This window comes from Bradyrhizobium sp. LeoB3 (genome assembly GCF_055456055.1).
Map to the genome: position 1 here is coordinate 363,266 of NZ_JBVBEF010000001.1, position 11,371 is coordinate 374,636.

Annotated in this window: 7 protein-coding genes; 4 read left to right on the forward strand and 3 right to left on the reverse strand. The window is 63.6% G+C overall.

What is annotated here, in order from left to right; genetic code table 11:
* Nucleotides 1-208 precede the first annotated feature (208 nt).
* The 3 genes from ACZXDY_RS01605 (at nt 209) to ACZXDY_RS01615 (ending at nt 8,000) form a co-directional block, all read left to right on the forward strand.
* Nucleotides 209-6,565, forward strand: coding sequence for an amino acid adenylation domain-containing protein (locus tag ACZXDY_RS01605; RefSeq protein ID WP_464344192.1), 6,357 nt, complete (start codon nt 209-211; stop codon nt 6,563-6,565).
* 77 nt (nt 6,566-6,642) lie between these two features.
* The gene (locus ACZXDY_RS01610) at nt 6,643-6,879 is read left to right on the forward strand and encodes a hypothetical protein (RefSeq protein ID WP_028161718.1); all 237 of its coding nucleotides are present in this window, start codon (nt 6,643-6,645) and stop codon (nt 6,877-6,879) included.
* A gap of 140 nt (nt 6,880-7,019) precedes the next feature.
* Nucleotides 7,020-8,000, forward strand: coding sequence for an LLM class flavin-dependent oxidoreductase (locus ACZXDY_RS01615; protein WP_464344193.1), 981 nt, complete (start codon nt 7,020-7,022; stop codon nt 7,998-8,000).
* 106 nt (nt 8,001-8,106) lie between these two features.
* Here ACZXDY_RS01615 and ACZXDY_RS01620 read toward each other — a convergent pair whose 3' ends face one another.
* A complete protein-coding gene (locus ACZXDY_RS01620; protein ID WP_028161720.1) occupies nt 8,107-8,334 on the reverse strand; it encodes a hypothetical protein in 228 nt (75 codons plus the stop codon).
* A 155-nt stretch (nt 8,335-8,489) separates the two neighbouring features.
* Between ACZXDY_RS01620 and ACZXDY_RS01625 the strand changes: the two genes are divergently transcribed.
* On the forward strand, nt 8,490-8,834 hold the full coding sequence (locus ACZXDY_RS01625; RefSeq protein WP_028161721.1) for a cupin domain-containing protein: 345 nt from the start codon (nt 8,490-8,492) through the stop codon (nt 8,832-8,834).
* 37 nt (nt 8,835-8,871) lie between these two features.
* On the opposite strand, the gene ACZXDY_RS01630 is transcribed toward ACZXDY_RS01625, so the two are convergent.
* On the reverse strand, nt 8,872-10,350 hold the full coding sequence (locus ACZXDY_RS01630; RefSeq protein WP_464344194.1) for a GH1 family beta-glucosidase: 1,479 nt from the start codon (nt 10,348-10,350) through the stop codon (nt 8,872-8,874).
* Nucleotides 10,340-11,353, reverse strand: coding sequence for a glycoside hydrolase family 16 protein (locus ACZXDY_RS01635; RefSeq protein WP_464344195.1), 1,014 nt, complete (start codon nt 11,351-11,353; stop codon nt 10,340-10,342). The genes ACZXDY_RS01630 and ACZXDY_RS01635 overlap by 11 nt, the downstream gene beginning before the upstream one ends.
* Nucleotides 11,354-11,371: the final 18 nt, after the last annotated feature.

Consider the following 11,371-nt stretch of genomic DNA (forward strand, 5'->3'; position numbering starts at 1 on the left):
CGTGTCTCCGTTCGGTTGCGCACATTTTGGGGACTTTTGCCCGACCTCGGTCTGGACGGATCTGCGAAGTTCGAGAACAATAGCTCAACTCGAGCAAAAAGGCACGAGCTTGTCGGACATCGCAGCCACACCGTCGCAAGGATCGGCCGGCAGCAGCACCGGAGGCCAAGCCCTTTCGTGCATCCAGGCCTTTTCGAGCATCGGCGATATGCTTGATTTCTATTCCCGCAACGCGCCCGATCGGCCTGCGGTGCTTGCTCCCGGGCGGGGCGCGGTGACCTATGCCGGGCTTGCCGCGCGCACCAGTGAGACCGTCCATCAATTGCGCAGGCTCGGCATCGCTCAGGCCGATCGCGTCGCCGTGGTATTGCCGCGGGGCGTCGATAACGCGCTGGCCCTCATTGCGGTCGCAACAGCAGCCGTCTGCATCCCGGTCAATCCGGACCTGACCGGGGATGAATTTCAGCGCTATTTCAGCGAGCTGGAGCTTGCCGCTCTCGTCACGTCTACGGAAGCGGGGTCTGCAAGCCGGGCCGCCGCGCACGCGCTGGGGGTTGCTGTGATCGATCTGTCGCCCCGGGGCGGCCAGGGTCTTGGCGCCTTCGAATTGGCAGGCCCGTCGGTTGAGCCTGCCGTTGTGGGCGGGGCTGCGCGCGGAGAGGATGATGCCTTTATCCTGCTGACCTCGGGCACGGCGTCTCGCCCTAAGATGGTGCCGCTGACACATGCGAGCGTGTGTCTTTCGGCCTACAATGCTGCGGTGGTCTTCGCGCTCAGGCCGCAGGATCGCCTGCTCAACATGCTGCCGCTGTTTCATGCGCATGCCCTGATATCCGGCCTGCTCACGGCGCTCGCGGCCGGATCGAGCGTGATCTGCACCGCGGGCTTCGACCCCGTTTCCTTCTTCGCCTGCCTGAAGGAGTTGAAGCCGACCTGGTATACTGCGGTGCCGACCATCCACCGCGCGCTGCTATCCGCTTCAGAGCATGACACAGAGATGACGCGGGGGTCTTCGCTGCGCGTGATCCGCTCGGCATCGGCGTCGCTGACCCCCGACATTCTCCAAGGGCTGGAAGCGCGGTTCGGCGTGCCCGTGATCGAGATCTACGGCATGACGGAAGGCGCATCCCAGATCGCCGCCAACCCTCGCCACCGGCGCAAGCCGGGCTCGGTCGGCCTGCCCGCCGGCCCCGAGATCGCGATCATGGATAATGAAGGCCGGCGGCTGCCGGCCGGCGAGCACGGCGAGATCGTGCTGCGCGGCCCGACCATCAGCCGGGGCTATTACAACGATCCCGAGGCGACCAGAGCCGCCTTCCGGGATGGCTGGTTCAGGACCGGCGACCTCGGCTATTTTGACCCCGACGGTTATCTGTTCATCGTCGGCCGCATCAAGGACGTCATCAACCGCGGCGGGCAGAAGATCTCGCCGTTGGAAGTGGAAGAGGCGCTGTTGGGCCACCCCGATGTGCTCGAGGCCGGCGTCTTCGGCATTCCGCACCAGAAGCTCGGCGAGACCGTCGGCGCAGCGATCGTGCTGCGGCCGCAGTCCGGCGCGACAGCGCATCAGCTTCGGCAATTCGCGCGGCAGCGGCTCGCCGCCTATAAGGTGCCTGGCCTGATCCGGATGGTTCAGGCGTTGCCGAAAGGGGCGAGCGGCAAACTCAAGCGAAGCGCGCTTGTCGAATTGGTGTCGGCCGGACCGGCAAGCGAGGACACCGAACACAAGCGTTTGCCTCGCTCCGAATTGGAGCGGCAATTGGCCGAGATCTGGGCGAGGCTCCTGGAAGTGGAGCGGGTCGGCGTCGATCAGGACGTCTTCGCGCTGGGCGCGGATTCGCTCGGCGTGACGCAAATGCTGTCGCGCCTGCGCGAACAATTCGGCGCTGATCTGTCTTTCAAGGAGATTTTCGAGGCGCCGACGGTCGCTGAGCTTGCCGGGCGACTGCAATCGGGCGCGGCGGGCCGCGACCTCGTGATGCCGGGATGGCGCAAGACCGCAACAGAGTCAGGCCGCGCGCCGCTCTCGTTCCAGCAGCAGCGGATGTACGTCCTCAGCCGGTTGGATAAGACCAAGTACAATTACAATGTCGTCGAAGTGGCGCGCCTGTCCGGCCGGCTCGACGTCGCCGCGTTTGAGGCTGGTATCGCAGCGCTTTGCGAGCGGCACGAGGTCTTGCGTTCGACCTTCTCCGAATGGCTGGGCGAACCGGTGCAACGCGTCGATGCGGCGATGCCACGGCTCGAACACGTGGACTTGAAGGGATGCGCCAAGGGTGAGCGCGAAACGGCGATCCGGCGGGAAGCCCTGAGATTGGCGCATCACCAATTCGATCTCGAACATGAGCCGCCGCTCAAAGTCAGGCTGTTGCGCTTTGGGGCGACCGATCATGCGCTGGTGATCAACATCCATCACCTCGTCACCGACGGTTGGTCACAGCGGTTGTTCTGGCAGGAGCTTCAAGCGCATTATGCGGCAAGCCGCGCGGCCGCGTTGCCTCCGCTCGCGTTCCAATACCGCGACTTTGCCGCGTGGCAGCAGGATTGGGCGGCGACGTCGGCGGCAAAGGAGCAGTTGAGCTACTGGCGCAGGCAGCTTGACGGCGTCACCACGCTGCCGCTGCGCACCGATCGCCCACGCCCACAGATCTGGAGCGGTCGCGGCGCCCGGCATTACATCGAACTGCCGCAAGGCTTGTCGGCGCGGCTGAGGGCGCTGAGCCAGGCCAAGGGCGTCACGCCGTTCATGACGCTGCTCGCGGCGTTTCAATGCCTTCTCCATCGCTACACCGGCCACGACGATGTCGCGATCGGCTCGCTGATCGCGAACCGCAATCAGATCCAGACCGAACGCCTGATCGGGCTGTTCGCCAACACCGTGATCCTGCGAACCGACTGCTCCGGCGATCCGACCTTCGGCGAGCTATTGCGGCGGGTGCGGCATGTCACGCTCGACGCCTATCGCAACCAGGATCTGCCGATCGAGGAGGTGTTGCGGGCGCTGCAGGTGTCGCGCAGCCGCGACGGCAACCCGCTATTTCCGGTGATGTTCATCCTGCAAAGCGCTTCGATCGAGGTGGCGACGTTTCCGGGCTTGTCGACGCAGCGCCTCGAGATCGATCCCCAGATTTCGCGCTTCGACGTCACGCTCGAGCTGATCGAGGCCGATGGCCGTTTTTCGGGTTTCTTCGAATACAGCACCGACCTGTTCGACGCTTCGACGATTGCGGGAATGGCTGTGCATTTCGAGCGGCTCCTGAAAGCGGTCATTGCCGATCCCGAGGAGCGAATTTCGCGCCTGCCGCTGCTGTCGCCGGCAGAGCGCCGCCGCGCCCTGGCGGCTTGCAATGGGGTCGAAGCCGATTTCAGTGCCTTCGATCTCTGCGAGCGGTTCGACCAGCAGGTCGCGCGTGCGCCGGCAGCGGTCGCGGTCTCCGCAGGCGAGGTGCGTGTGAGCTACCGCGAGCTCGCCAGCCGCAGCGCGGCAATCACCGCGCGGCTCGCGCAGGAGGATATCGGCGACGAGACGGTGGTCGCGCTATTCGCCGAGCGAAGCCCGGATTTGCTGGCTGCGATGCTCGCGGTACAGCGCGTCGGGGCGGCCTTTCTCTGCCTGGACCCGACCCAACCCGCTGCACGGCTGGCCGCGATTCTCGCATCCAGCGGGGCACACTTGATATTGGTCGGAGCAAGCAGCTCCTCGGCCTTGCAGGAAGTGCTTTCCAGCTCGCTTATTCAGCGCCGAATGCCCATTGTCCAGCTTGAGGGCCTGGCCGCTGCCAATCCGGTAAAGCCGACGCGGCGCACGCCATCGAATCTCGCCTATGTCATCTACACCTCCGGCTCGTCGGGGACGCCCAAGGGCGTGATGATCGAGCAGCGGGGATTGTCCAATCATCTCGCGTCCCTGATCTCCGAGCTTGGCCTGTCGTCCGCGGACGTCATCGCGCAGACCGCGCCGCAGAGTTTCGTGATCTCGGTCTGGCAGTTTCTCGCCGGTCCCATGGCCGGCGCACGCGTCCACATTTGTGCCGACGATATCGTGCGCGATCCCGAACGGCTGGCGCAAGAAATCGAGCGGGCAGGGGTCACGGTGCTGCAGATCGTGCCGTCGCTGCTGCGGGTTATCCTTGAACAAGCCGACGAAGCGCCGGTGCTGCGCGCCTTCTTCCGCCTGCGCCTCCTGATCTCGACTGGCGAGCCGCTTGCCGTCGATCTCTGCCGCGCCTGGTTTCGGCGGTTTCCCGAGGTGCCGTTGGTCGATGCCTACGGGGCATCGGAATGCTCCGATGATGTCGCGCTCTATCGCCTTACTAAACCGCCGGCGCTCGCGACCAGCGTTCCGATCGGCCGCCCCTTGCCAAATACGCGCCTCTACGTGCTCGATCCGCATCTGCAGCCGGTGCCGGCCGGGATGGTGGGGGAGCTCTGCGTCGGCGGCGCCGGGGTCGGGCGCGGCTACATCAATGATCCCGGGCAGACGAATGCACGTTTCCTGTGCGACCCCTTTTCGCAAGATGCCGACGCGCGTTTGTATCGGACCGGCGATCTCGCCCGGCGCCGCTCCGACGGCACGATCGAATGCATGGGGCGCATCGACGATCAGGTCAAGATCCGCGGCTATCGGATCGAGCTGAAGGAGATCGAGCACGTTCTGCTTGATCATCCGGATATCCGTGCTGCCATCGTCGAGCCGCGCGACGCCGGCGGCGAGACCCGGCTGGTCGCGCACATCGTCGCGGCTCCGGGCAGCCGGCCGGATGCCGGTGCGCTACGCGATTTCCTCAAGAGCAGGCTGCCGGGCCACATGGTGCCCGCAGCCCTCCTGTTCCTTGAACGCATTCCGCTCAACAGTCACGGCAAGGTCGACCGTGCCGCGCTGAGGGGGGTACATCAATCCGAACCGAAGGCCAGCGGCGTGACGGCGCCGGCGCGTCGCGGCACCGAGAAGACGCTGACCGACATCTGGATCGATCTGCTGAAAGTCCCCAGCATCGGCGTCGCCGACAATTTCTTCGACCTTGGCGGCCATTCATTGTTGGCGGGCCAGGCGATGGCGCGTCTCGCGCGGGCGTTCGGGGTGTCGTTGCCGATCAAGACGATCTTCGAGGCGCCGACCGTAGAAGAACTCGCGCAGCGCATCGACGATGCGTTGGCAAGGAAGCCGCAGCACGTTCTGCCGATCATTCCGGATCTCGTGGAAACGGGCCCGCGCCTGCCGTCCATCGCGCAGGCCCAGATGCTCGGCATCGAGAGCGCGCTTCCGGGGCTTCCCCTGTTCAACCTGCCCTTTGCACTGCGGCTGCAGGGGCTGCTCGATCTCGCCGCACTAAAGAAAAGTCTTGGTGAGGTGATGCGCCGTCACGAGTCGCTGCGCACCGCCTTTGGCTGGGATGGCGACGAGCCTGCGCTCGTGATCACGCCGCCCGGCAAGCGCGCCGCGCCATTGAGCGTTGAAGATCTGGCGGTTCGCGCGCCGTCGGGCGACAGGCGCGTCAGCCAACTGCAGTTAAGGAAGGCCATGCTTCGCGCCGAGCAGGAAGCACGGACGCCATTTGACCTGACACGCGCGCCGCTATGGCGGGCGCGCCTGTTGCGATTGGGGCCGGACGACCATGCGCTGCTGCTCACGATCCACCACGCCATCGCCGATGGCTGGTCAATCGGAATCCTCTTTGACGAGATCTCGCGACGCTATGCATCGCTCGTCGCTCGTCGCTCGGGACCGGCGCTGCAACCGGCGTTGCCGTTCTCCGATGCGGCGCGTCGTCAGCGCGGATGGTGTGCAACCGACGCTGCGGCGCAGCAGACCAGTTATTGGAAGGAGAATTTGCGCGGCGCCACGCCGGTCTTTGGTGACATTGCCGGCGTCGCGCCAGCCCCACCTAGCGATCATCAGCCGGTGCGCCTGTCGGGCGATCTGGTCGCAGCGGTGACCGCCTTTGCAAGCCGAGAGAATGGCACGCTGTTCATGGCGCTGTTGGCGGGTCTGAAGACACTGCTCGCGATGCAAACCGGCCGCGATGACATTTGCGTGGCCACTGCGATGGCCAATCGCTCCCGGCCTGACACCGAGCAAGTGATCGGACCGTTCGAGAATACCGTAATCGTCCGCACCCGCATCGATCCCGGCCTTTCGTTTCGACAGGCGTTCGCCCGCGTGCGTGACAGCGTTCTCGAAGCCCATGCCCGACAGGAATTGCCCTTCAACATTCTCGCCGCGCGGCTCGCCGAAACGGGCATCGATCCAGCCTCCCTGATCCAGGTCTACTTCACCTTGCAGAATCCTCTGCGCCAGCCGCTGAAGTTTTCGGATGTGAAGATACGCACGCTTGGAAGCGCCTACCGTGAAGGACAGCCCGTGCTGCCGGTCAATCAGACCTGGCTCTCGCTGATGCTGAAGGAGCGGCAGACTGGCATCACCGGCTCGTGCAGTTACAAGCGCGAGCTGTTCGGACACCATGTGATTCCACAATGGATGGAGGATCTTGTTGTGATCCTCACGCGTGCTGCAGCGCAGCCTGATGCGCCGTTGCAACGTTTGCTCCGTCGCCGCGCCGCATGAGATGCGCAGGCGTCGATTACTCCAGGCTGTAACGAGTGAGAAAACTACCTTGATTATTTGTCGCTTCGCGAGCAACATTGTTCTCGCGCCTGGCAAGGGGCGGCGGGAAACCCGGGGTATTTACTATGGGATTTGTTCCGTATCTTGATTTCGATAAGCTGACACCCGACGAAAAGAAAAGTCTGAGGGATCTGCTCAAGCGCGAGCGGGATCAGCTCAGAGATGCGTTGGCCCTCACGGAAAAGGGCTTGGCGAAGTTAGGCAAGGCCGCCAAAGCCAAGAAGGCCAAAAAGAAGAAAAAGAAGAGCAGGTAGAAGCTGCGCGACATCGATGCCATGCGCGTCAGCGCGAGAGGCCGCCTTGCCATCCTGCATCGCGCCTGGCCGCTCGTGCGTGGCATTGGCGCGGCATTTTGGCGAACAAGCGCAGATCCCGATCGTCGGAGCTATCGGCGATGAAAGCCAGGCCCCGCGTATTCCCTGCCGTTTCGCGCAACCGCGATCCTGCAAAATATGCCGACGAGCTGATGCGGGTCGCGCATTTCGCCGACCGCAACGGCTTCGAAGGGATCTTGCTGTTTGCCGGCAATGACGTGTTCATCGAGCCGTGGTCGATGGCCCAGCATATCCTCGCGCGCACGCAACATTGTGCGCCGCTGATCGCGGTCAATCCGGTCTATCTGCATCCGTTCACCGCGGCAAAACTGATCTCCTCCTTTGCGCTGCTCTACGGCCGGAAAGTCTACCTCAACATGATCACGGGGACTGCGCTGAGCGATCTGCAGGGCCTGGGCGACGAGCAGTCCCACGCCGAGCGATATGCAAGGCTAGGCGAGTTCATCGCTGTGGTACGCCAATTGTTCGCGAGCACGCGGCCCGTTAGTTTCCGGGGCAGGTTCTACACCACGAACAACCTGCAGATCTGGCCGCGCCTGCCGAAGGAATTGATCCCGGAATTTCTGATCGCCGGCCAATCGGACGATGCCCGCCGCGTGGCGACGGAGATGCAATGCCTGATGATGCAGATGCTCCCGCCCGATCTCGAGCAGGGAATAAAGGCTCCCGGATTGAATTTTGGGATCTTTGCGAGGGAAAGCCGCGCGGAGGCGAGGCGGGCCGCAAAGCGTCGATTTCAGGACAGCGACGACAATCGCGAATTATTCAAGCTGACCATGGGGAACACCGATTCCGTCTGGAAGCGGCGCCTTGGCAAGGATGAGCAGGACGGCGCGATCCGCGACAATGGCTATTGGCTGCTTCCATTCCTGACCTTCCAGGCGGATTGCCCGTATCTCGTGGGCAGCTATGCTGAGATCGGAGCGAAACTGCGCAGCTTCGCCGAGTTGGGCGTCGGCAATATCATCCTCGACGTGGTCGCGGACGAGCAGGAACTCGATCACGTCCGCAAGGCGCTTGCGTGCAGCGGGGTGTTCTGAATAACGGCGCCGACAAGGTGCAAATGAGTCGACGACTTCGCGAAGTCGAGCACCAGCGGCTTGCCGAGGCCGAGTCTGCGCTCGTCTGGAATCACCCCCGGAAACATCACTCGGTCGGGCGGCGTCCGGTGCGCGGGTTGAGCGGGGCGGTCGCCGGTCGCCGCAGCGCCTCGGGAAGAAACGGTTCGTCCGGCGCGGGTGAGGGATCGGCCCGGACGTCGGCCGCAGTTTGCGCCCGTTCGTGGGGGCTTTGATTGTCCCTGAACTTCCGCTTCACGTCGACGCCGCTGACGGGATCGTTGACGCCATGCTGGATGTCCCTGGTGTCCGTCATGATGTGTCTCCTGGAAGATCGGCGCCTCCAGTTGAAAACGCCCGCGCTGGCCTGCTGTTCCCGTGGTTTCCGAGTCGGGAACACGCATCGTCGCAGGAACCTCTCGCCGGGCACTTGCTTGATATCGAACGATCGATGACTCGGGAGCTGCAACCATGCACGACAGCACCGTCAAGAAAGTATCGGAAAAGACCTCGCCAAAGGGTGCGATGGGACAGACCTATCTGGTCTCGGGCAAGCGCGTCGCCATGCGGATGTGGAACAATGAGCGGCCGCAAACCGACCTGCCGCATCGACGCGATTATGAGACGGTTGGCTATGTGATCTCCGGCCACGCCGAACTGCTGTTGGAGGGGCAGACCATCAAGCTCGGCCCCGGCGATTCCTGGCTGGTGCCGGCCGACGCCGAGCACTGCTATCACATCATCGAGCCTTTCACTGCGGTCGAGGCGACCTCGCCGCCGGCGCAGGTACATGGCCGCGATGAGATGATGCGATAGGCCGCAAGGCGACGACGCGATCGGAGTCTCTGCACCTCTAGACCCCGATCGCGTTTTTTGCCACCACGTCGCGATAGAATTCCGCGCTCAGTTTCGGCACCCGCGCTTGCGTCTCGAAGTCCACCCGGTAGAGACCGAAGCGCTTCTCGTAGCCGAAGATCCACTCGAAATTGTCCATCAGGCTCCAAAGGAAATAGCCGCGCACCGGGACGTCCTCCGATGTCGCGCGCTGGAGCTGGGTCAGATAGTTGCGCAGATACATGATGCGGTCGAGATCGTAGACTTTGCCGTCGGCCGTAAGCTTGTCCTCGGATGAGGTGCCGTTCTCGCTGATATAGATGTTCTCGATGTTCCAGATCTTCGCCGCGAGCCTCGGCGCCCAATAGATCGTCTCGGGGCCGACCCGCAGCCATTCCGAATTCATGTGCGGGAACGAGGCCGGGAACGGCAGCACGTTGAAATGCGGCTTGCGGTCCGAGGCCGTGATGTAGAATTGCGGTGCGTAGATATTGAGCCCGACGAAATCGGTCGGCGAAGAGATGATCTTCAATTCCTCGGGCGTGAATTTGGGCGCATCGGCGCCGGCATATTCGAGGAAGCCCTCGGTATATTTGCCCTCCAGGATGACGCCGAGGAAGCCCGCGTTCAATTCGCGCGTGGCAATCTCGGCGGCGTGGATGTTCTCCGGTGTCGCGATCGCGGGCACGCAGGCGGCTATATTCTCGGCGACGCCGACCCTGGTGCCAGCGTGTCCCTTGGCGCGGATCGCCTGCACCGCAAGCCCATGGCCGAGCGCGACGTGATGGCGAACCTGGTTCAATTGCGCCGTCGGCAGTTTGAGCCCGGGCGCGTCGATGCCCCAGCCATAGCCGAAGTTGACGAAGCGGCCGGCCTCGTTGACGGTGAAGATGTTCTTCACCCGGTCGGTGATGCGCTCGGCTACATAAGCGGCGTAGTCGCCGAACGCCTTTGACGTCTCGCTCGATTGCCAACCACCGACGCGGTCCTCCAGCGCTTGCGGCAGGTCCCAATGGTAGAGCGTGGCATAGGGCTCGATGCCGTTCGCGAGCAATTCGTCGATCAGGCGGTTGTAGAAGTCGAGCCCTTTCGGGTTCGGCGCACCTGCACCTTCCGGAAACACCCGCGGCCAGGCGATCGAGAAGCGATAGGCCTTGACGCCGAGATCCCTGATCAGGGCCACGTCCTGCTTGTAGCGGTGATAGTGCTCGTTGGCGCGGTCGCCGTTGCTGTTGTCCTCGATCTTGCCGGGCGTGTGGCTGAATGTGTCCCAGATCGAGCGGCCGCGGCCGTCCTCGTTGACCGCGCCCTCGATCTGGTAGGACGAGGTCGCGGTGCCCCAGACAAAGCCGGCGGGAAACGGGCCGGGCGCGTGCGGGTTGGCGGCAGCGGCCCGAGTCACGTTGCTCTCTGCGGCAGCGGCCGGCGCCGACGCGACGCCGAGCGCGGACATGCCCGCAAGCTTGACGAAATGCCGGCGCGAAAATCTACCGAACATCGGTCACTCCGGTGGGGTTGGCGTCGATCTGATAGACCGAGATCCGGTCGATCTCGAAGGCGATGCTCTTTGGTGAACTGGCATCGACGAAGCCGACTCCGAGAAAGAATTTCGATCCCATCGCAAGATTGACGATCATGTACATGGGATCGTCGTATCCGATGGGGACCCCGATGTCGGACACCGGCTTGCGGTCGATGAAGTAGATCAGCCGATCTTCTTCCCACAGCACACCGTAATTGTGGAAGTCGGAGTCCGCGCCGGGCACGGTGAAATCAAACCCGCAGGACTGGATACGCTGGGTCGAAGGAAGCCGCCAATGCGTCGTCATCACGATGTCGCCGGGCCGCTCGCCTCGTCCTTCCACGACGTCGATTTCCGGAGGCCAGCCGCCGTCGTCGGCGAGCATCCAGAACGCCGGCCACACGCCGCGGCCCAGTGGAATCTTCGCGCGAATTTCGAAATAGCCGTATTTCTGCGAGAACTTGCCCTGCGTCGTCAGGATGCCCGAGATGTATTCATTGTCGAATAGCGCCGGCTTCAGATCGGGAGGCGTGCGGCTGGCGACGATCGACAGCACGCCATTGTGAACCCTGAACGGGTCAAGTCCCAGCGGGGTGTTCATTCGGCCGCCATAGCGGGGATCGACATAGATCTGCTGCTCGCCATTGGCGCTGGTCTTGCGTTTGAAATCGGAGCCGTCGCCGCCCCAATAGCGGGCCTCCGGCCACGCCGCCCCGCCGGCATAATGCGGCACCCATCTTCCGTCCGCCAGCGGATGTTCGTTGAAGTCGTCGCTGAACGTCCGGTGCAGCGACCGGAAGGTCAGCGACATCGGCGGCTGATCTTCGACGCGGCGGCACTCAATGGTCGTGGGGTCGGTCGTCACCTGCAAAGTGAGCGCCGCCGGCGCTGCTGCGAGATCGTCCTGGGCGAGGGCGGGCGCCGTCATGGCGATGTAACCGATCGCGAGCAGAACTCTCGGGGTCAATTCGCCGATCATCTCCGGCCTGCAAAGGGT